Origin of the sequence: Nocardiopsis listeri NBRC 13360 (assembly GCF_001570765.1) — a bacterium.
Classification (GTDB): domain Bacteria; phylum Actinomycetota; class Actinomycetes; order Streptosporangiales; family Streptosporangiaceae; genus Nocardiopsis; species Nocardiopsis listeri.
The window spans coordinates 1-19,914 of the sequence record NZ_BCSH01000022.1 but is presented as its reverse complement, the minus strand read 5'-3'; the positions used below and the strand labels follow the sequence as shown (position 1 = coordinate 19,914).

At 69.1% G+C, this 19,914-nt stretch carries 18 protein-coding genes; 5 read left to right on the top strand and 13 right to left on the bottom strand.

Translation table 11 applies throughout. The features are described from left to right. Window positions 1-3 precede the first annotated feature (3 nt). A complete protein-coding gene (locus tag NLI01S_RS08070; RefSeq protein ID WP_084392395.1) occupies window positions 4-1,434 on the bottom strand; it encodes a DHA2 family efflux MFS transporter permease subunit in 1,431 nt (476 codons plus the stop codon). A 110-nt stretch (window positions 1,435-1,544) separates the two neighbouring features. Here NLI01S_RS08070 and NLI01S_RS08065 point away from each other — a divergent pair, with 110 nt between their 5' ends. Continuing rightward, a complete protein-coding gene (locus NLI01S_RS08065) occupies window positions 1,545-2,258 on the top strand; it encodes a TetR/AcrR family transcriptional regulator (protein ID WP_084392394.1) in 714 nt (237 codons plus the stop codon). On the opposite strand, the gene NLI01S_RS08060 is transcribed toward NLI01S_RS08065, so the two are convergent. The 7 genes from NLI01S_RS08060 to NLI01S_RS08030 all read right to left on the bottom strand — a co-directional run bounded on the left by NLI01S_RS08060 (window position 2,195) and on the right by NLI01S_RS08030 (window position 9,658). Further along, window positions 2,195-3,565: an MFS transporter gene (locus tag NLI01S_RS08060; protein WP_067601692.1), complete on the bottom strand. Its 1,371-nt coding sequence runs from the start codon at window positions 3,563-3,565 to the stop codon at window positions 2,195-2,197. The two genes, NLI01S_RS08065 and NLI01S_RS08060, sit on opposite strands and share 64 nt — an antisense overlap. Then, window positions 3,562-4,500, bottom strand: a complete 939-nt coding sequence (locus NLI01S_RS08055; protein ID WP_067601690.1) for an oxygenase MpaB family protein — start codon at window positions 4,498-4,500, stop codon at window positions 3,562-3,564. Before NLI01S_RS08055 ends, NLI01S_RS08060 begins: the two co-directional genes overlap by 4 nt. 51 nt (window positions 4,501-4,551) lie before the next feature. Next, on the bottom strand, window positions 4,552-5,499 hold the full coding sequence (locus tag NLI01S_RS08050; protein ID WP_067601689.1) for an oxygenase MpaB family protein: 948 nt from the start codon (window positions 5,497-5,499) through the stop codon (window positions 4,552-4,554). Between the two features lie 152 nt (window positions 5,500-5,651). Further along, window positions 5,652-6,236: a GTP-binding protein gene (locus tag NLI01S_RS08045; protein ID WP_067601684.1), complete on the bottom strand. Its 585-nt coding sequence runs from the start codon at window positions 6,234-6,236 to the stop codon at window positions 5,652-5,654. Beyond that, on the bottom strand, window positions 6,217-6,651 hold the full coding sequence (locus tag NLI01S_RS08040) for a DUF742 domain-containing protein (RefSeq protein ID WP_067601682.1): 435 nt from the start codon (window positions 6,649-6,651) through the stop codon (window positions 6,217-6,219). Before NLI01S_RS08040 ends, NLI01S_RS08045 begins: the two co-directional genes overlap by 20 nt. An 8-nt stretch (window positions 6,652-6,659) precedes the next feature. Continuing rightward, window positions 6,660-7,100: a roadblock/LC7 domain-containing protein gene (locus tag NLI01S_RS08035; protein ID WP_067601675.1), complete on the bottom strand. Its 441-nt coding sequence runs from the start codon at window positions 7,098-7,100 to the stop codon at window positions 6,660-6,662. Between the two features lie 2 nt (window positions 7,101-7,102). Continuing rightward, a complete protein-coding gene (locus NLI01S_RS08030; protein ID WP_067601672.1) occupies window positions 7,103-9,658 on the bottom strand; it encodes a sensor histidine kinase in 2,556 nt (851 codons plus the stop codon). Between the two features lie 458 nt (window positions 9,659-10,116). Between NLI01S_RS08030 and NLI01S_RS08025 the strand changes: the two genes are divergently transcribed. After that, on the top strand, window positions 10,117-11,217 hold the full coding sequence (locus NLI01S_RS08025) for an RDD family protein (RefSeq protein WP_067601670.1): 1,101 nt from the start codon (window positions 10,117-10,119) through the stop codon (window positions 11,215-11,217). A gap of 3 nt (window positions 11,218-11,220) precedes the next feature. Here NLI01S_RS08025 and NLI01S_RS08020 read toward each other — a convergent pair whose 3' ends face one another. From NLI01S_RS08020 to NLI01S_RS08005, 4 genes are read right to left on the bottom strand one after another with little or no spacing between them, the layout of a single operon-like run. Then, a complete protein-coding gene (locus NLI01S_RS08020) occupies window positions 11,221-11,625 on the bottom strand; it encodes a DUF3592 domain-containing protein (RefSeq protein ID WP_067601667.1) in 405 nt (134 codons plus the stop codon). A 43-nt stretch (window positions 11,626-11,668) separates the two neighbouring features. Continuing rightward, the gene (locus NLI01S_RS08015) at window positions 11,669-12,313 is read right to left on the bottom strand and encodes a TetR/AcrR family transcriptional regulator (RefSeq protein ID WP_067601664.1); all 645 of its coding nucleotides are present in this window, start codon (window positions 12,311-12,313) and stop codon (window positions 11,669-11,671) included. Between the two features lie 12 nt (window positions 12,314-12,325). Further along, a complete protein-coding gene (locus tag NLI01S_RS08010; RefSeq protein ID WP_084392400.1) occupies window positions 12,326-14,368 on the bottom strand; it encodes a YhgE/Pip domain-containing protein in 2,043 nt (680 codons plus the stop codon). A gap of 52 nt (window positions 14,369-14,420) precedes the next feature. Then, entirely contained in the window at window positions 14,421-15,119 is a 699-nt protein-coding gene (locus NLI01S_RS08005; protein WP_067601652.1) for an ATP-binding cassette domain-containing protein, read from the bottom strand. 188 nt (window positions 15,120-15,307) lie between these two features. Here NLI01S_RS08005 and NLI01S_RS08000 point away from each other — a divergent pair, with 188 nt between their 5' ends. Together NLI01S_RS08000 and NLI01S_RS07995 are read left to right on the top strand one after the other, a co-directional pair. Then, window positions 15,308-16,144, top strand: a complete 837-nt coding sequence (locus NLI01S_RS08000; protein ID WP_067601650.1) for a M23 family metallopeptidase — start codon at window positions 15,308-15,310, stop codon at window positions 16,142-16,144. A gap of 89 nt (window positions 16,145-16,233) precedes the next feature. Then, on the top strand, window positions 16,234-17,010 hold the full coding sequence (locus NLI01S_RS07995; protein WP_067601647.1) for an endonuclease V: 777 nt from the start codon (window positions 16,234-16,236) through the stop codon (window positions 17,008-17,010). A gap of 57 nt (window positions 17,011-17,067) precedes the next feature. On the opposite strand, the gene NLI01S_RS07990 is transcribed toward NLI01S_RS07995, so the two are convergent. Beyond that, complete coding sequence (locus tag NLI01S_RS07990) at window positions 17,068-18,507, bottom strand: GuaB1 family IMP dehydrogenase-related protein (RefSeq protein WP_067601643.1); 1,440 nt, start codon at window positions 18,505-18,507, stop codon at window positions 17,068-17,070. Between the two features lie 244 nt (window positions 18,508-18,751). On the opposite strand from NLI01S_RS07990, the gene NLI01S_RS07985 reads away from it, so the two are divergent. Then, window positions 18,752-19,675, top strand: a complete 924-nt coding sequence (locus tag NLI01S_RS07985; RefSeq protein WP_067601640.1) for a CDP-alcohol phosphatidyltransferase family protein — start codon at window positions 18,752-18,754, stop codon at window positions 19,673-19,675. Window positions 19,676-19,914 lie beyond the last annotated feature (239 nt).

The following is a 19,914-nucleotide window of genomic DNA, read 5'->3' as shown; positions in this document are numbered from 1 at the left end:
CGTTCAGGGGCGGACCTTCGGGAGGAACATCGCGGGGATCAGCGCCAGCGCCGTCAGACCGGTCATCCACCAGAAGGTGGCCTGGAACGCCGAGGTCGGGACGGTGCCGCCGGCGAGCAGCGACGACAGCAACAGAGCGAGCGCGGCCGTGCCCACCGCGGCGCCGAGCCGCTGGGTCACGTTCAGGGCACTGCTGGCGCGGGGCACCTGGTCGGAGGGCAGTCTGCGGTAGGCGGTGGCCAACATCGGGACCATCGCGGTACCCAGACCCAGACCGCGTACGAACATCGCCGAGGCGAGCAACGCCTGCGAGGTGTCCGGTCCCGCCACGGCGAACGGCGCGGTGGCCACGGCGCCCACCAGCAACCCGCCCACGACCAGGTAGCGGGGGCCGCTGCGGTCGGCGATCGGGCCGACGAACAGGTTGACCAGCGCCACCCCGGCCGCCATCGGCGCCATCAACAGCCCCGCCGTCAACGCCGAGGTCCCCTGCACCTGCTGAAAGAACAGCGGTAGCAGGAACATGCCCGCCCAGATGCACAGCCCGAACACGAACATGAGCATCGCGCCCAACCGGAACAGCACGTCACCGAAGAGCCGCAGGTCGATCACGGGGGCGGGGCCGCCGGAGCGGCGACGCAAGGAGTGCACCGTGAAACCCGAGATGAGGAGCAGTCCGGCGGCGACGAACAACGGCGCGAACCGTACGTCGCCCAGCACCGACAAGCCGTAGAGCATGGTCGCGATCCCGGGGGAGAGCAGCGCCAACCCCAGCACGTCCAGTCGCTCACTCGACCGCGGGTCACCGCGCTCCACACCGCGCACGCCCAAGAGCATGGCGAGCACCACCAGGGGGATCGACACCAGGAAGATCCAGCGCCACCCCAGCGAGTCCAGGACCAGACCGCCCAGGACCGGACCCATGGCGGGCGCGATCTGGATCGGCACGCTCAGCAGCCCGATGGCCCGCCCCAGGCGCTGTGGCCCTGCGGCCTGCACCAGCACCGTCATGACCAGGGGCAGGACCATGCCGCTGCCCAACCCGGTGATCACGCGGAACGCGATGAGGCTCTCGATCGACCAGGCCGTCGCGCACAGCAACGACCCCAGACCGAACAGGCCCAGCGCCATCATCCAGGTGGCGCGTTGTCCGAACCGGTCCACGGCCCAACCGGTCACCGGGATGACGGAGGCGGTGGAGAGCAGGTAGGCGCTGGCCACCCACTGTGCGGTGGACACGGGGGCGTCCAGGGCGTGGGACAGGTGGTCGACCGCCACGTTGACGATGGTGGTGTCGAGCAGCGCGGCCATCGCCCCGACGAGGAGGACCCCGGCGAGCTTCCACAACGCGGGGTCGAGTCGGGTGGGAGCGGGTAAGGGGGCGGGAACCAGGGACGGGTCCGGCGTGGGCTGGGAGGTATCGTGCTCGGCCATCACAAGGAAACTACACGGTGCAGTTTCCCAGGGGAACGGTCGGGGCTCGCCGAAGGTGCGCCAGACTGGTGGAGGTAGACGGATCGGTGCGGCCACGGTGGAGGTGGGCGATGACGGACCCCTGTGATGAGGCGCGCCCACGCCGTTCCGAGGTCAAACGCGAGGCGATCGTGGAGGCGGCGCTGCGCGTGTTCCTCCATGAGGGCTACACCCGCGCCTCGGTGGACGCCATCGCCGCCGACGCCGGGGTCTCCAAACGCACCATCTACAACCACTTCGCCGACAAACGGGAACTGTTCGTCACGATCGTGGAGCGCAGCAGTGCCGCCTTGGCGGCCGACCACGCCCGCATCGCCGAACGCCACCTCGCCGACGCCGAGGACGCCCGGACCGCGCTGATCGCCTTCGGGGACGAGTGGCTCTCCTCGAACGGGCGCCGTCCCGACCACGGCGCCCTGGTCCGGCTGCTCATCTCCGAGGCCGCACACTTCCCGGACGCCGCCAGGGTATGGACGGCGCGTGGTCCCGGCCTGTCGCTGCGGACCCTGGCCACATACCTCAGGGGCATGGCCGACCGCGGCCTGCTGGCGCTCGGACCCGAGGAGGAGGACGAAGCGGCGGGGCACTACGTGGCCCTGGTGCGCAGTCCCGTCAACAACCGGACGTTCTTCGGGGCGTTGCCACTGCCGGGGGAAGAGGTGCGCGCGGTGGTCCGGTCGGGAGTGGACGCCTTCCTGCGCATCCACGCGGCGGCGGTCGCTCAGGCCCCCGTGCCCACGCGCTCCCCGGCGCCCACCGACACCTCGTCCCGGGTGAGCCGGTAGAACATCAACGGCACCAGGCAGGTCAGCATCACCACGGCCGGCAGCAACGTGCTGCCCAGCAACATGCCACGAAGGGCGTCCTCGCTCTGTTCGACGACCTGCCCCGCGCCGGACTCCACGTAGCCGCTCACCGCGAGGCACATCGACAGCAGACCGGTGCCCACGGCCTGCGCCATGGCCTCGCCCGAGGTCCACACCCCGGACAGCACCCCGCCCTGCCGGCGACCGGAGGCGTCACCGGTGGCCAGGCAGTCGGCCAGCATGGACCACGGCAGCAGGTTGGTCCCGGACAGGCCGACACCCACCAGGACCGAGGAGGACACCGCCCCGGGAACGCCCCACACCGGGATGAGCAGCAGTCCCAGGCCGCCCAGCGCGAACACGATCGCCGCGTAACCGGCGGCCGCGCGCTTGTCCACGCGCATCGACAACCGCTTCCACAGCGGGGCCGACACCATGAGCGGCACCAACACGCACACCATGAGGACGCTGGTGTAGGCGGGCTCTCCCATGACATTGGCGGTCACGTACGGCACACCCGCCACCATGGTCCCGCTCGCCACCGCCATGAGCAGGTTGGCCGGGAACAGCACCCGGAAGTGGCGGTGGGAGAAGGCCGAACGCAACTGCCGTGGGAGGTTCTCGGTGCGCGCCGGGTGGCTCGGGCGCGGAGCCCGACGGGTGCCCACCACCGTACCGAGCATGGCCACGAGGATGACCACGCCCATGGCCAGGCCCATCAGGCGATAACCCGTCACCGGATCCTCGGGCACCGATTGCAGTACCGGGGCGAAGGCCCCACCGAGCATCAGCGCCAACCCCACGAAGGCGGTGCGCCACGTGTTGAACGTGGACCGCTCGTGGTAGTCGGTGGTGATCTCACCGGGCATCGCCGCGTGCGGGACCTGGAACATCGAGGACGCCAGGGCGGCGAGGACGAACAGCACGACCACGTAGCCGGCCGCCGCCGAGCCCTGCAACGGCGGCCCGAAGAAGATCGCCGCGAACAGCACCGGCAGGGTGACCGCGCCCGCCGTCATCCACGGACGACGCGGACCCCAGGACGAGCGGGTCCGATCGGACCAGATGCCGATGTAGGGGCTGACCAGGAGGTCGATCACCTTGGGCAGGAAGATCACCACCCCGGCCAGGGCCGGACTCACCGCAAGGGTGTCGGTCAGGTAGATGAGCAGCAACAACCCGGGGACCGTGTTGAAGACGCCCGTGGCCACCGCGCCGCTGCCGTACCAGGCGTGCACCGAACGGGGCAGCGGCGCGGGGCGTACCGGGTCGATGACGGCGCTCACCCGGGCCCGTGGGCGTCGGTGCCCGCGGGGCCGTACAACTCCTCGTGCCCCACCGGGTCCACGTTGTGCGCCACCGGACAGGTCGCGGGGAAGGTGCCCATCTTGTCGACGTCGTAGCCGTCCGGGTAGCTACGGATGTTCGGGTTCATGTCCGCCCACAGCGGTTCCTCACGCGGTTTCATCCGGCGCACGACCTTCGCACGAAGCTTCAGCGCGATGTCGGCGGACCTGCGCCAGGCCCTGCTCGGCGCCGGGTCGTAGCGGAAGGTCCGGATGAGCGACTCGTCCAGGATCGCCATGGAGAACTTGCGGGCCAGGCCGGACACGCGCGGCGGGTAGAACGTCACCATCAGGTCGAGGGTGGCGTCGGAGACCGCGCGGCCGCCCTCGGTGTAGGCGAAGTGCTCCGCCTCGTAGCCGTCGAGGAGTTCGCGGAACTCCTCGTAGGTCTTGGGGATGTCCTTGATCCCCATGTACTTGCCGAGCCTGCGGTAGTAGTTCGTGATCGCCGCGATCTCGTGGTCGGTCAGGCGGCGCCATCCGTAGCCGTAGTCGTTGAGCCAGCGGACCGGCATGACGACGAAGGTGCTGAGCACGTACCGGTAGTCGTCGTTGCTGATTTCGTAGGAGCGGTGCATCTGGTTCATCCGGCGCAGGGAGTCACGGCCCTTGCCGGGCTCGAAGCCGTGCCGCATCATGTTGCCCAGGATGAGCGCGGTGTCGTCGTAGCGCTTTTGGGTCTTGCCGGTGAACTCATCGGTCCGGCCGAGGAGTTCACCGATGCTGGGCACCGCGTAGGTCCGGTACAGGGCGATGCCCAGGGCCCGGCCCATGTCCCACGGGAACTCGTGGGAGGTCAGGATCTGGATGATCCGTACGCAGTCGTCCTCCGCGTCGAGGCGGTGGGTCTCGTCGCGCCAGTCGAAGCGTTTCATACGGGGGTCCTTCGGGGGAGGGATCGGGGGATGGTCCGTGGTGGAGGGCCGTCAACGCCGGTCGGGGGCGATGGCCTGGCCGGGAGCGGGGACCTTCGCTCCGGTGGCGGCGACCTCCTGGGTGAGCATGTCGTGGGGGACCGGGCAACCCTTGGGGAAGGTGCCGATGCGGGAGGGGTCGTAGCCGTCGGGGTACATGCGGATGTTGGGGCTCATCCGGGCCCAACGTGGTTCCTCACGCGGTTTCATCCGCCGCACCACCTTGGCCCGGCCCTTCATCGCCAGGTCACCGGCCTTGCGCCAGAAGGCGGACGGTTCCGGGTAGCCGAACGCCTTGATCAGGCTGTCGTCCAACAGGGCCTTGGTGAAGGGGCGGACCAGCGGACGCTGCCAGGACGGGTAGAAGTTCACCATCAGTTCGAGGGTGGCGTCGGAGACCGCGCGGCCGCCCTCGGTGTAGGCGAAGTGTTCCGCCTCCATGGAGTCCATGAGTTCCCGGAATTCCTCGTAGGTCTCGGGGATGTCCTTGATCGCCATGTGCCTGCCGAGCTTGCGGTAGTAGTTGGTGCTCGCGGTGATCTCGTGGTCGGTCAGGCGGCGCCATCCGTAGCCGTAGTCGTTGAGCCAGCGGACCGGCATGACGACGAAGGTGCTCAGGACGTAGAGGTAGTCGTCGTTGCTGATTTCGTAGGAGCGGTGCATCTGGTTCATCCGACGCAGCGCGTCACGGCCGCGGCCGGGGCCGAAACCGTGCTCCATGATGTCGTTCAGGATCAGCGCGGTGTCGTCGTAGCGGTGCTGGGTGCGCTCGGTGAACTCATGGGTGTCACCGAGCAGCTGTCCGACGCTGGGCATGGCGTAGGTGCGGTACAGCGCCAGGCCCAGGGCCTGTTCGATGTCCCAGGGGAACTCCCGCGTCCCCAGGAGGCGAACGATCTCCTCGCAGTCCGCTTCGGCGTCCAGGCCCTGGATCTTGTCGTGCAGGTCGAAACGTTTCATGGGAACTCCCACCTTCGTCCTGGCCCGCCCGAGACGGATCCAGGGTCGTCGGGTACACGAAACGCCGCTCCGTTTCGTCGCTCCGACTTTACCCGGAAGGCCCACGTGTACAGGGGAAGTGGGTGGTGTTCGCCCCTGACGATCCGGGCCCGTCAGGCGCTGACGCTCTCGGCGACGCGGTTGACCAGGGTCAACAGCACGTCCTTGGCCGATTTCCGGTCGCGGGCGTCGCACAGGACGACCGGGATCTCCGGGTTCAGGCTCAACGCCTCGCGGACCTCGTCCGGTTCGTACAGGTGGGCTCCCTCGAAGCAGTTCACCGCGACCACGAACGGCACGCCGCGGCGCTCGAAGAAGTCCACCGCGGCGAAGCACGTCTCCAGACGACGGGTGTCGGCGATGACGATGGCGCCGAGGGCGCCCTCCGAGAGCTCCTCCCACATGAACCAGAAACGCTCCTGGCCGGGTGTACCGAACAGGTACAGCACCAGGCTCTCGTTGATGGTGATGCGACCGAAGTCCAGCGCCACCGTGGTGGTGGTCTTGGACTCCACCCCGGACAGGTCGTCGACCCCGTAGCTGGCCTCGGTCATCACCTCCTCGGTGCTGAGCGGGGCGATCTCGCTGACCGCGCCGACCAGGGTGGTCTTTCCGGCGCCGAAGCCACCGGCGACCAGGATCTTCAGGGCCGAGGGAACCGGGGCCTCGGTGCCCGGGTCAGAGTCTGTGGATGCCATCGAGTACCGCCTGGAGTACGTCCCGGCTCACCGGGCTCTTTGCTTTGTAGGGGGCTCTGGCCAGGGCGAGGCCCCGGTTGAGAAGGTCGCTGATCAGCACCTTGACCACGGCGACCGGGATGTCCAGGTGAGCGGAGACCTCGGCCACCGACTGCGGCTTTCGGCACAGCTCCAGGATGCGCAGCTGTTCCGGTTCGAGGGCCAGTTCGTCGACCTCGGCCCGCTTGGCCGCGATCACCACGCTGATCATGTCCAGCTGGACGGTGTCCGCGTGGTCGCGGCCCTGCGCGATCACGTAGGGGCGTACGAGCGGGCCGGCCTCTTCGGGGGCGAAATCCTCGCCGTAGTCGCCCACCACGTCACGCTGGGGTGGGACGGGACGTATACCGTCCGGGAACTCGTCATGCGCTTGCATACCGACCCCTATCGGTTGGCTTCGGGAACAGCACCCTCGTGTCGAGGCGCGGCGTCCATGTAACGGCCCACCTGCTCGACCAGGACGTTCATCTCGTAGGCGATGAGTCCCACGTCGGCGCTCTCCTCGGCCAGGACGGCGAGGCAGGCGCCACGTCCCGCACCGGCGACGAACAGGTAGGCCTGCTCCATCTCGACGACCGTCTGGAGTACCTCGCCACCACCGAAGTGGCGGCCGGTACCCCGAGCCAGGCTCTGGAAGGCGGAGGCCACGGCGGAAAGGTGCTCGGCGTCCTCCTTGACCAGGTCACGGGAACGGCCGATGAGCAGGCCGTCGGCCGAGAGGACGATCGCGTGCCGGGAACCGACCGCGCGGTCCAGCAGTTCGTCGAGCAGCCAGTCGATGTCCTTCTTGCCGGCGGTTCCGCCTGCGCTTTCGGTACTGGTCACGGTTACGAATCCTTGTCGGTGTCGTTGGTGTTCTGCCGGCCCTCACGTCGTCCACGGTCCGTCCCCTTCTGGAACGCGGACATGTTCTTGCGCAGACGTTCCAGCCGTTCCGAGCTGTCGAGCGCGTGCGGGGTCGTGTTCTGGGAGCCGGAGGCGGGGCCGCCCGAGCCCTCGGAGGAGGGACCGTCGGCCAACTGGGGTGCGAGGTTCTCCTGTGGGCGTCGCTTGGGCAGAGCCGGTCGGCCACCGCCGGCCGGCACCGTCTCGGGGGCCGACGGAGCGGACGGAGCCGACGTCGCCGGCACCTCGGCCTCGGTCGGGCCGTCGGGTACGGCGCTGATCCGGGAGCCGCGGGTGGGCAGTGGAGGACGCTCGTCCCCGGGACCGGCCAGGACGTCCTCACCCGTGCTCGGTTCGACCGGCGTGGAGACCGAGGTCAGCAACGGCTTGTCGGTGTCGCCCCCACCGTCGGTCCGACCGGATTCCAGGGCGGCCTCGGGGGTGCGGTCGACGATCTCGCGCACCTCCCAGATGTCCTCCTTGGAGTCCTGCTGAGAGGGCAGCGGGGTGCGGTCACCGGAGATGATCTCCTGCGGCAGCAGGACGATGGCCTGCACACCGCCATAGGGCGAGGGGCGCAGGTGCACGCGAATGCCGTGGCGGTGGGCCAGGTGCGAGACCACGAACAGACCCAGGCGCATCTTCTCGTTGAGTCGCATGACGTCGAACTCGGGTGGCTCGGCCAGCAGGGAGTTGGCCGACTCCAGCTCGGCCTCGGTCATGCCCAGACCACGGTCTTCGATCTCGACCGTCACACCGTTGGGCACGTCCTCGCTGCTCAGCCGGACGTTCGTGTGCGGGGGCGAGAACATCGAGGCGTTGTCGACCAGCTCGGCGACGAGGTGGATGACGTCGGCGACGGCGGGACCGTTGAGGTCGACCCGGGCGATGCGCTCGCGCTTGACCCGCGTGTAGTCACCGGACTCGGAGATCGCACCGCGCAGGACGTCGATCAGCGGCATCGGGCGGTGCCAGGTGCGACCGGGGGCCTCCCCGCCGAGGATCAGCAGGTTCTCGGCGTTACGACGAGAGCGGGTCGCCAGGTGGTCCAGCTTGAACAGCTGGGAGAGCTGGTCCGGATCCTCCTGTTCGCGCTCCATCTTGTCCAGCAGACGCAGCTGGCGGTGGACCAGGGTCTGACTGCGGTGCGCGATGTTGAGGAAGACCCGGTTGATGCCGTGGCGCAGTTCGGTCTGCTGTACGGCCTCGTCGACCGCGGCGCGCTGGGCGGTGTTGAAGGCCTTGGCGACGTCACCGATCTCGTCGTCCTCGGCGTGCAGTTCGGGGAGTTCCGTGGTGGTGTCGACCCGTTCGCCGCGGTGCAGGCGCTCCATGATCGTGGGGAGACGCTCCTCGGCCAGCGACCGGGACTCGTCCCGCAGCGTGAGCAGACGTTCGGTGAGGTTGCGGGAGGATCGCCGTGCCAGGTAGAAGGCGACGCCGGTCACGGCGGCCACGCCGAGGCTGCCGCCGACCGCGAGCATCACGGCCCGGTTGGCGTCCCTGCGGATCACGACGGCCGTGTAATCGGCTTCGTCGGCGCCCAGGGCGGTGAGTTCGGTCAGAACGTGCCCGTGGGCCTGGTCCCACGCGGCCTCGTCCACCGGCATGGACAGGTTCTCCACGGTCTCCGGGGCGAGGGTGATCGGGTCGGTGCTGGTCTCGGACTCGACCTCACGCTCGGAGATCTCGGCCCGCATCTGTTGCAGGGCGGCGTACTCGGGGCTTTCCAGGACCGCCTCGAAGCGTTCTGCCTGGCCGGGGCCCCCCAAGTAGGGAGCGTTGGCGTCCAGCATCGTCTGGTAGGAGCCCATCATGGCGGTGAACTCGCGCTGGTCCTTCACGCTGAGTTCGTCGGTGGCGAAGCCTCGGGCGATCTGTGCGTCGGCCTGGGCGAGGATGTCCACCGTGCGGAACATGTACACCGCGGTGAAGCCGGGGTTGACCGCGTCGCCGTCGTTACCGGTGCGGCCCTGGCTGTCGAAGCTGTCGGAGCCGTGCTGGATGAGCTCGTTGTAGTACTCCAGGACGTCGTCGCGGCCCGAGTCACCGGAGTCGATGGCCTCGCGCATCTCACCGATGTCCTGGTACATGTCGTGCAGCATCTCGATGTGCATGCCGCCGTCACCGGGGGCCAGGTCGGCGAAGCCGATGAGGTCCTCGACGATCACACCGAGCGACTCGTCGGTGTTCTGCCGGGCCTCGGCCATTCGCTGGGAGAGGTCGGCGTCCTCGGGGTTCTCCAGGTAGGCGATCGTGGCCGAGCGCTCGGACATGGCGTCCACGAGGCCGACCGCGGAAGGGGTGAGCAGATCCTCGGTGCCCTTGGCCCGGATCAGCTGGTAGACCGCGTCACCACCGAGGACGATGGTGAGGACCAGCCACAGCACGAGCAGGGCGGTCGTGGGGATCATGACCATGGCGCGGATACGGGCGGTGATCGTACGCCCACGTTTTCTCGGTACTGCCTGCACGATGCTCCTGTCGCTCCGCGTCATGGGGTGAGTCGTTCGGGTCCGGGGGCGTGTCCGCCTCGTCGCTCTTCGCGACCGGCGTGTGCACACCGCCTCCCGCCCGGGCGCCGTGCCCCTCCTGGGGTGTGGGTGACACGGTCTTGCCGCAGAGTAACCACATATGGGGGTTTTCGGCTTGGGGGATCGTATCTCGGCTGGGAAACGCCGGATTATCCGGGGGTAGAGGCAGTCTGCCATGAACCGGTGAAATGTTCATACAAGTGCTGGTCTGCCACCTACTGGTGAGTATGGTGCTGATGTTGCGCATGACTATAGGACAAAGGTCACATGCGGCCATAGGGGTGTGGCAACGGTTATTCACCGGTACATACGGTCGCCGTACCAAGGGGTATGGGGTGCCGAAAACCCGGTACCGTGCCCACCTCGCCCTCGTCCGTACTAGCGTTGCGGCCCGGAGGCGCGGGAACGGGGAGAGGGACACCATGGGGCGAGCGTTCGGCGGGGGACAGGCCGCCATCGACGTGGCGGTGGTCGGCCTGCCACTGCTTGCGTTGATCGGCTCCGCCCTCTACCTACGCGGACAGCACCGGCGCTACGGTCGCCTGGTCGGCCGGCCCGGACGACTCACCCTGGCCGCGCTGCTCAGTGGGCTCGGTCTGGCCGCCTACGCGGTCTGGCCCCTGCCGACCTCCATCGACGGGTTGTGCCCGGTGGTGCCCCGACCGACGTCCGCCCTGGACGTGGGCCCGGCCCTGCTCGCCCTCGGGGTGTTCCTCCCGGTCGGAATCCTGGCCCGCGCCCGCTTCCGTCGAGGTCTCCTGGTCACCTTCGCCCTAGGAATGGCACTGGCGTCGGCGGTGACCGCGGTCCGGGCGACCGGCGTGTTCGGCCTCTACCCCTGTTCCTACGCCGACGACGCGACCGCGCTCACGGGCATCGCCGTGGCCGGGGTCCTCCTCGGGTGGCTCCTGGCCCGTTGGGTGCCGGTGCTGTGGCCGTGGGGCCCTCATCGTTCCTGGCCGGGTGCGGTGCCCGACCGCGGCCTTCCCGACCTCACCCGCCGGGTCCTCGGCGTCCTGCTGGACCTGGGGTCGTGGTGGTACGGGTCGGCCCTCATCGTCGCGCTGTCGCACGCCTACGGAGTGGTCGAACCCGGAGCCGAGAACGAGGTGCGAACCGCCACGCTCCTCGGCCTGGCGGCGGTGTTCTGGCTCTTCTCGCCCCTGCTGCGTCGCGACCGGTCCACCCCGGGGTGCTCCGCCGTCCGTCTCGCGTTGACCGAACCTACGGCGGCCCGCTCGGCCGCCCGGCACCGCGTCCTGGCGCGCACACTCCTGTTGCACGCGCCCGTCGTGGTGCTCATCGCCCTCGGCCTGGGGTGGTGGTCGCTGATCGTGGTCGCCCTGCACGCCTGCACCGCGCTGGTGCGACCCGACGGCACGGGACTGGCCGACCTGGTCTGCGGGACCCGGGTCCGCACCCGCGCCACCCTGGACGGTGGGCTGCCCGGGCGTTTGGTGCGCTACTCGGCGCCCGACACCGAACACCCCCGTCCACCGGAGCGGTGGCCCACCCCCGTATGAGCCTCAGGTGGTCTCGTTCCAGTTCAGGTAGCCGAGGAACATCCCGGCCAGCACCAGGATCAGGCCCAGGGCGCCGAACAGCGCCCGCACGTAGTGGCTCAACCAGGGGGCGGAGACGATCCGGGCCCGCTCGGGGCTGTCCGGGTCGTAGGAGACGGTGACGATCTCCCCCGCACGGGAGGCGGTCCACCCCGTGTTCTCGTGCTCGGCGTGGACCTCCTTACCGTCCTCGGTCTGGAACTGCACGATCATCCGGGACGCGACCGACGTCTCGTGGTAGCCGATGACCCGGGCCTTGGCCCGTACGCCGTGTCTGATCAGGCGTAGTTCCATCCGGGTGTCCCGGGCGACGACCAACAGGATGATCGCTCCGGCCAGAGCCGGCAACAGGGGATATAGGTCGGCCATGTCGGGGGAGTCCTTCCGGGTTCGCGCGGGTCGGGGGTGACGCTCAGCGCGTCGGTGTGGGGGAGCCGATCAATCCGTCGGCCACGTGCGCAAGGGTGGTGTGGATCTCCTCCACGGGACGTTCGGGTTGGAGCGTCCGCCAGTCGAGCGCCACGGTCACCACCATGCCGAACAGGGCGGACCCCGCGAGCGAAGTCTCCAGGTCCGGCCGGGTCAGACCACGTTCGACCATCGCGTCGAGCTGTTCGGTGATGACCCCGATCGCCTGAGTGCGGATCTGTCGGACGGTGGTGTACCAGGAGCGGTTGGTGCGCCAGGTCTCGGCCATGAGCAGCCGGGCCAGCGCCTCGTGGGCGCCGATGAAGACCACACCGGCCCGCAGCACTTCGGTCAGTGCCTGGCGGGGCTCGACCTCGGGGCCTGGGACGGCCCGCCGCAGGGTGTCGGCCAGCCGGGTCACGCCCCATTCCAGCAGGGCGGCGTACAGCTCGTCCTTGCCCCCGAAGTTGTAGTAGACGGTGCCCTTGGCGACCCCCGCGTGTTCGGCGATCTCGTCCACCGTGGTGGAGCCGTATCCCTGTTCGGACACCAGGGTCACGGCGGCCTCGAAGAGCTTGCGTCGGGTCGCCTCGCGGCGGCCTCCCACACGTCGGGCCGGGCCCGGGGTCTGCACGTTCATCGCCTCCATTGTGCCCTCCGGTCAAATCTTCAAGGCCGGATGGAGCGTGGACATCGTCCATGAGCGTCTGCGGGCCACGGCGAGCCACGTCAACAACAGGGGTATCACCAACCACAAGGACATCACCCCGAATGCCTGTGCGACCAACGCCATGTCACCGCCACCGATCAGGTGTCGCATCGCGGTCACGCCCCAGTGCAACGGCAGGTACGGCCCGATGGCCTGGAAGAAGCCCGGGCTGGTCTCGATCGGGTAGGTGCCGCCGGCGGAGGTCAGCTGGAGCACCAGCAGCGCCAGCGCCACCACACGACCGGCCGCCTTGAACCGCACGGTCAGGAACTGCACGGTGGCGGCGAACGCGGACGCGGTGAGCAGCAGGAACGCCAGCATCAGCGGCCAGTTCACCGACTCCAGGCCCAACCCCAGGTGCAGGACGGCCATCATGACCGCCACCTGCGCCCAGCCGAGCACCATGGGCGCCACCCGACCGGCCCACGCCACCCGCCAGGACGGTGCGGCCGAGGCCAGGGCACGGTCGGACAGGGCGGGCAGCACCATGAACACGACCATCGCTCCCACCCACAGGGACAAGGGCACGAAGAACGGGGCGAAGCCGGTGCCGTAGTCGGGCACCTCGTTGTCGACCTCGCTGTCCAGCCGGACGGGATCGCTCATCATCTGGGCGGCCGTGGCCCGCCCGCCGTCGGAGTAGGTGGGCATCTCCTCCACCCCGTCGGCCAGGCCCGAGGCGAGCTCTTCGGAGCCCGAGGACAGTTCCCCGAGTCCGTCATGCAGATCGCCCGCGCCGTCGCCGATGGTGCCCAGACCTGTGTTGAGCTCACCCGCGCCCTCGGACGCGGTGGACAGCCCGTCGCGGAGCTTCCCGGCACCTTCGGCCAGGTCGGCCAGGCCCTCGTCCAGTTCGTCGATCTGGTCGCGGGCGTCCTCGGCCTTGCCCACGATGTCGGGCAGGTCGTCGGCGATCTCGGTGGCGCGCTCGCTCAGCGCGGCGGCGTCGTCGGCGGTCGCGTCGATCTCCGCGCGGTTGTCGTCGATGAACCCGGCCACGTCCAGGGCGGTGTCCATGGCGTCCTGGAGGTCGGTCAGCAACACGTGCAGTTCGGGCTGTTCCCGTTCCAGCTCCGGGTTCTCCTCCAGGTAGGCGGCGAGGCGGCCGTCGACCTCCTCCATGCCGGAGACGTCGATCTCCTCGGGTAGTTCGTCGAGGGCGTCGTTCACCCCGGCGGCCACGTCGGCGATCAGCTCGGCGCGGTCCTGGATGTCGGGGATGTCCTCTTCGATCCGGGGGAGGGCGTCGTCGGCCAATGTGTCCAGCTCGTCGACCTTGGCGGAGACCCGCTCCGAGGCGTCGCCGGCACCGCTCGCCAGTGTCTTGGAACCCTCGTACAGGTCGCCGATCCCCTCGTCGAGGGAGCCCGCGCCGGTGTGCGCGTCGTCGATGCCATCGGAGAGCTCGCCGGAACCGCTCTCGGCGTCGCCCGCGCCCTCGGATAGTCGGTCGGCCCCGTCGGCGGCCTCGTCGGTCTTGTCGTGGATCTCGTTGAAGCCGAGGAAGATCTGGTCGAGGTAGTCGCTGATCGCGGAGGACGCGGCGGCCTGACGGATCTCGTTGAAGGCGCTGCCGGCCAGTTGGCGGACGATGTAGCTGTTGGAGTCGTTGTAGTTCGCGACGAGAAGGGCGGTGGTGGGGTCCTCTCGGTCACGCGAGGGCGAGGTCAGGGACTCGCTGAAGTGGTCGGGGACGGTGAGGGTGACGTAGTAGTCGCCGCCGGCGAGCCCTCGGGCGGCGTCGTCGGCGTCGACGAGGCGCCAGTCGAGGTCACCGCGTTCCAGGAGGGTGTCGGAGAGTTCCTCGCCGGCGTTGACCCGCTCACCGTCCACCTCGGCCCCCTCGTCCTCGACGACGAGGGCGACGGGCAGGTGTTCCATGCGGTCGAAGGGGTCCCAGAAGGACCACAGGTACATTCCCGAGTAGAGCAGGGGGATGAGTGTCAGGGCGGCCAGCGCGGCGGCGGGAAGGGGCGACCGCAGGAAGGACCGCATGGTGAGCAGCCCGAGTCGGGGGACGGCCAGGGGGCGGGGGCGCGGGGTCCGATCAGTCCTGGGCACGGTGGGCGCCTCCCTCGCGGCGGTTCCGCTGCCGGATGGGGATCGGCCCTTGGGTGTCGTGGTCGGCCACCATGGCCAGCTCCCGGGCGTCGGCGCAGGTGGCGATGACGGTGAGTCCTTCGTCGGACAGGTCCTTGAGGGTGCGCCACATGGCGGCCTGGTTCTGGGGGCTCAGGCCGCCGTCGACGTCGTCCACCGCCAGTAGGCGGGGTTCGTGCACCAGTCCCAGGGCCATGCCCAGGCGTCGGCGTTCGGGCATCGGTAGTTCCTTGATGAGGGTGCTCCGGTCCAGGTCGGACAGACCGACCGCCGCCATGGCCTCTTCGGCGACGGTGCGCGATGCGGGGCGTAGCCGCAGCAGACGGGCTTCGGAGAGGTGCTCGCTCACACGCAGGCGCTCGTCGAGCACGTTGACGTCGTTCATGAGGCCGAGGGCGCTGATGCGGCGGACCTTGCGTGCCTGTTGGGGCAACGGGTGGCCGTCGACGTGCAGTTCTCCTCCGGTGGGGCGCATACGCCCGGTGAGGGTGAGGAGCAGGGCGCTGCGGCCCCCGCCGGAGTCCGCCTGGAAGACGGTGAGCGTTCCCGGCCGGGCGGTGAGGTCGATCCCCGTGTAGACGGGACCCTCACGGGTGGTGAGCGTGACGTCCTCGGCGTGGACGCGCGCTCCGGTGGCCCGACGCATTCCTGGTGCCCCCTTTTTAGACTGACTAGTCAGTACAAATTCGAGTTCCACCGTACTGCGCCGAATCCGTGCCGTAATCGCCTGGCGCTGTGGCCTCCCGCACAGTTCCGCTCGTTTTCCCGTAGCTATTGCAATAGATACGTAATTGCGTAATCCTGTGGGTGGAGCGGACGAGACAAGGAGGGGCCATGAACGAAGTGAGGCTGCGCAAGACGGGTGCCGTGCTGATACGGATCTTCTTCGTGCTGACGGCCATGGTGTTCGTACTGGTCGTCGCGTCGAACCTGGGCGCACCCATCCCCGGCTACGCGGGCTTCCTGGTCGCCGTGCCGGCGCTCGCCCTCTACCTCGCCGGAACGGCGTGCGGGGCACTCGCCGGACGGTGGGCCTCACGTCGCACCGACCTGACCCCCATCGAGGTCGCGCCACCGGTGGAGGGCGAGTGGACCGGACTCAACGGACCCTCCGACAAGGTGCCCAGCCACGGCACCCACGGCCTGGGCCAGACCTTCGCGATCGACGTCCTCATCGACTCCGGTCGCCCGATCGTCGACGGTTGGTGGCCGGTCATGCGCCCGGCCACCGGGTTCCCGTCCTTCGGGGCGCCCCTGTTCGCCGTCGCCGACGCCACGGTCGTGCACACCTCGGACGGGCAGCGCGACCATCACAGCCGCAATTCCTATCCGGGGTTGCTCTACCTCTTCCTGGAAGGTTTCGTCCGGGCCCTGGGCGGACCCGGCCGCATCCTGGGCAACCACGTGGTCCTCGACCTGGGCGACGGCGTGTACGCCGCCTACGCCCACATTCGTCAGGGTTCCGTCGCCGTGAAGGAGGGCGACCACGTCGTCGCGGGCCACAAGATCGGCGAGTGCGGAAACTCCGGGAACTCCTCCGAACCGCACCTGCACTTCCAACTGATGGACCACGCCGACCTGGACCGGGCCGGTGGGCTCCCCTTCACCTGGACCGGGGTGGGGGTCCCCGCCAACGGCGAGCCGTTCACCGTGGAACGCGCCGCGCACTGATCCACCTCGAGCCGTGTACGGGGGCACGGCCCGAGGCGTACGGCCTTAGACTGCGCCTGGCAGACAGGCGGATGATGCTGGGGGGACCGATGACGGAGATCGCCGAACGGGCGGCCAAGGCGCTGGACGACCCGGAGAATTGGCCGATGGACCCCAAGGAGGCGGTGACCCGCCAACGGTCGCTCGCCGACCGCGTGCGCTCCGAACCACTCGACGCCGCCGCGGTGGAACTGGTCTGTGGCCTGGACGTCAGCTACGGGGTGGGCGACACCGAACTCGCCGCCGCCGCGGTGGTCCTCGACGCCCGCACCCTGGAGGTCGTCGACACCTCCCTGGTCGCCGACACCCCTTCCTTCCCCTACATCTCCGGGCTGTTCGCCTTCCGTGAGCTGCCGCCGGTCCTCAAGGCCATCGAGGGGTTGAACGTCACCCCCGACGTATTCGTCAGCGACGGCTTCGGCCTGGCCCACCCCCGCCGCTTCGGGGTCGCCAGCCACCTCGGCGTCCTCCTCGACGCCCGCGTGGTCGGCTCCGCCAAGACGGTGCTCTACGGACGGAACTCCCTGCCCGGCGAGGAACGTGGTTCCTGGACCCCCATGGTGGCCGGACGCTCCGAACTCGTCGAGGACACCGAGACCCTCGCACAGCAGGGCACCGAGGTGATCGGCCGAACCCTGCGCACCCGGAGCCGCACCAAACCGGTGTACGTGTCCGTGGGCCATCGGGTGGACCTGGCCGGCGCCGCCGACCTCATCCTCCGGGTGTCGCCCAAGTACCGCATCCCCGAGCCCATCCGGCACGCCGACCGTATGTGCGGTCGGTACCGCAAGGAGTACAAGGCCAAGGGCGGCGCGACGGGTGCCTGAACCCAGGAAGGGGAGGGGCCCGAAGGCCCCTCCCCAAGGCGTCCGTCGGAGCGGGCTCTACCAGCCGTTCTCCACCGGACGCCCCTCGTTGTAGCCGGCGGCGCTCTGCACGCCCACCACGGCACGCTCGTGGAACTCGGTCGGTGAGGTGGCGCCCGCGTACGTCATGGAGCTGCGCACACCAGCGATGATCTGGTCGACGAGGTCCTCCACGCCCGGACGCTCGGAGTCCAGGTACATCCGGCCCGTCGAGATGCCCTCCTCGAACAGGGCCTTGCGGGCCCGCTCGAAGGGCGAGTCCTCGGCGGTGCGCAGCTTCACCGCGCGGGCCGAGGCCATCCCGAAGCTCTCCTTGTACTGGCGGCCCTGCGCGTCGCGCAGGACGTCGCCGGGAGACTCGTAGGTGCCCGCGAACCACGAACCCACCATGACGTTGGAGGCACCGGCGGCCAGGGCGAGCGCCACGTCGCGCGGGTGGCGTACACCGCCGTCGGCCCACACGTGTGCGCCCATTTCACGGGCGGCGGCCGCGCACTCCAGCACGGCGGAGAACTGCGGCCTGCCCACCGCGGTCATCATCCGGGTGGTGCACATCGCCCCCGGTCCCACACCGACCTTCACGATGTCGGCACCGGCCTCGATGAGATCGCGGGTGCCCTGTGCGGTGACGATGTTGCCCGCCACGATCGGCACGTTCGGAGAGAGCGCGCGGACCTTCTCGATCGCGGCGATCATCTTCTCCTGGTGGCCGTGCGCGGTGTCGATCACCAGCGTGTCCGCGCCCGCCGCCAGCAGCTCGCCGGCCTTGCCCGCCACGTCTCCGTTGATGCCCACGGCGGCGGCCACGCGGAGCCGGTTCTCCGAGTCCACGGCCGGCGTGTACAGCGTGGAGCGCAGTGCGCCGGTGCGGGTGAGCACACCCACCAGGGCGCCCTGTTCGTCCACGACCGGGGCCAACCGGTGGCGGAAGTCGTGCAGTATGCCGAACGCCTCACGGGGCTCGGTGCCCGCGGGAATGGTCAGCAGCTCGTCGGACATCACGTCGCGCAGCTGCGCGAAGCGGTCCACGCCCGCGCAGTCGGCCTCGGTGACCACACCGAGCGGACGCCGGTCGTCGTCGACGACGATCACCGCGTTGTGCGCCCGCTTGGGCAGCAGGTTGAGGGCCTCACCGACGGTGCTCGTCGGGTTGAGGGTGATGGCGGTGTCGTAGACCAGGTGCCGCTGCTTGGTCCAGGAGATGACATCGGACACCACCTCGATGGGGATGTCCTGTGGGATGACGGCGATCCCGCCGCGTCGGGCGATGGTCTCCGCCATGCGCCGACCGGCCACCGCGGTCATGTTCGACACGACCAACGGGATGGTGGTGCCCGTACCGTCCGGCGACGAAAGGTCCACGCTGAGACGGGAACCCACGGCGCTGCGGCCCGGGACCATGAACACGTCGCTGTACGTCAGGTCCTGATCGGGAACCTGGTCGTTGAGAAAACGCAATGCCTCTACCTCGGTCGAGACCGAAGGGGGTGGACCACTCCGCCGCTAGGCGCCGGCGGCACCCTGTTGATCCCCCTCTTACGACTCAAGTATGCCGTGACCGATTACCTTGGAGGTACCCCCGTCTGTAATGATGACTCGATTCCCGCCTCGACTCGGTGCCTGACCCATGCCCGGACCCGGTGACACGACGCCGCTGCCGGTGGGCGCAGGGGACACCAGATCCCTTCAGGAGAAAACCAGCATGTCGCGTTTCACTCTCGCGCAAGTCAAGGAAGAGACCTACAAGGCCAAGGACGCCTGGTGGACCGTCTTCCTGGTCGACCCGTTGGCCGGCCGGCTGGTGGTGTGGACGGCGAACCGCACGAACATCACCCCCAACCAGCTCACACTGGGCGCCGGGGTGCTGGGGTTGTTCTCCGCCCTGTGCTTCCTCGCTCCGATCTGGGCCGGTGACACCGGGTGGGTCTGGCTGGTGGCCGGCGCCCTGCTGTTCCACCTGAGCTTCGTACTGGACTGCATGGACGGCAAGATCGCCCGCCTGAAGGGCAACGGTTCGATCTTCGGGGCGTGGGTCGACTTCGTCTTCGACCGCATCCGCTTCTTCGGTTGCGTGATGACGCTGCTCATCGGGCAGTGGCTGATCACCGACAACCCCGCCTACCTGATCGTCGCGCCCGTGGTGGTCTTCTTCGACCTGCTGCGCTACCTCAACGGGTCCCAGGTCGCCAAGACACGCAAGTCCATGAGGCAGACCTTGGTGATCGCCTCCGGTGACGCCGACCGGGTGCACGACTACGCGATCTCCTCCCAGGCCGCCGACCCCGAGGACGACGAGTCCGCGGAGTCCGAGAGCAAGGCGACCTCCACATCGTCCAAGGGGCTGTACCCGCGCGCCCGTGGCCTGCTGATGCGGCACCGCGTGCGTCCGCACCTGTTCAGCGGCATCGAGTTCGAGATGTTCCTGTGCGTGGTCGCCCCGATCACCGTGCTCGTGGCGTTCTTCACCCCGTTGAACAGCCTCATCATCCCGGTGGCGGTCTTCTCCGTCCTGGCGCTGGCCCTCTTCGAGGTGATCCTGGTGCTGCGGCTGTGGAAGGAGACACGCCGCTTCGAGGTGCGTCGCCGCGAACTCGCCGCGGCCCCTCCGGCCGGAACCGAAGGCTGAGCGCGGGATCTTCCGACACGAAGGAAGGGGCGGTCCGCACTGATCAGTGCGGACCGCCCCTTCTTCTGTGTCTCTTTGTGTCTCCGCCAGCGCTTCGGCGTGTTCGGGCGCCCCCGTGCTCCACGGGACAGCGACTAGATGAGTAAGGCCGAGGGGTGGAGGTGGCGGGTGGCTGGTGTCGGGTGTCGGGTGTGTGGGTGGGCGCCTGAGGTCTCTGACTCTTGGGGTTGTTGGGCGGG

Excerpts from the sequence above, each read along its gene's own strand:
- NLI01S_RS08005 (WP_067601652.1), bottom strand. The coding sequence starts at position 15,119 with ATGCGTCGGGCCACCGGAGCGCGCGTCCACGCCGAGGACGTCACGCTC.
- NLI01S_RS08045 (WP_067601684.1), bottom strand. The coding sequence starts at position 6,236 with ATGGCATCCACAGACTCTGACCCGGGCACCGAGGCCCCGGTTCCCTCG.
- NLI01S_RS07995 (WP_067601647.1), top strand. The coding sequence starts at position 16,234 with ATGACGGAGATCGCCGAACGGGCGGCCAAGGCGCTGGACGACCCGGAG.
- NLI01S_RS08015 (WP_067601664.1), bottom strand. The coding sequence starts at position 12,313 with ATGGAGGCGATGAACGTGCAGACCCCGGGCCCGGCCCGACGTGTGGGA.
- NLI01S_RS08010 (WP_084392400.1), bottom strand. The coding sequence starts at position 14,368 with ATGCGGTCCTTCCTGCGGTCGCCCCTTCCCGCCGCCGCGCTGGCCGCC.
- NLI01S_RS08065 (WP_084392394.1), top strand. The coding sequence starts at position 1,545 with ATGACGGACCCCTGTGATGAGGCGCGCCCACGCCGTTCCGAGGTCAAA.
- NLI01S_RS08055 (WP_067601690.1), bottom strand. The coding sequence starts at position 4,500 with ATGAAACGCTTCGACTGGCGCGACGAGACCCACCGCCTCGACGCGGAG.
- NLI01S_RS07985 (WP_067601640.1), top strand. The coding sequence starts at position 18,752 with ATGTCGCGTTTCACTCTCGCGCAAGTCAAGGAAGAGACCTACAAGGCC.
- NLI01S_RS08030 (WP_067601672.1), bottom strand. The coding sequence starts at position 9,658 with ATGACGCGGAGCGACAGGAGCATCGTGCAGGCAGTACCGAGAAAACGT.
- NLI01S_RS08020 (WP_067601667.1), bottom strand. The coding sequence starts at position 11,625 with ATGGCCGACCTATATCCCCTGTTGCCGGCTCTGGCCGGAGCGATCATC.
- NLI01S_RS08000 (WP_067601650.1), top strand. The coding sequence starts at position 15,308 with ATGAACGAAGTGAGGCTGCGCAAGACGGGTGCCGTGCTGATACGGATC.
- NLI01S_RS08070 (WP_084392395.1), bottom strand. The coding sequence starts at position 1,434 with ATGGCCGAGCACGATACCTCCCAGCCCACGCCGGACCCGTCCCTGGTT.
- NLI01S_RS08050 (WP_067601689.1), bottom strand. The coding sequence starts at position 5,499 with ATGAAACGTTTCGACCTGCACGACAAGATCCAGGGCCTGGACGCCGAA.
- NLI01S_RS08040 (WP_067601682.1), bottom strand. The coding sequence starts at position 6,651 with ATGCAAGCGCATGACGAGTTCCCGGACGGTATACGTCCCGTCCCACCC.
- NLI01S_RS08025 (WP_067601670.1), top strand. The coding sequence starts at position 10,117 with ATGGGGCGAGCGTTCGGCGGGGGACAGGCCGCCATCGACGTGGCGGTG.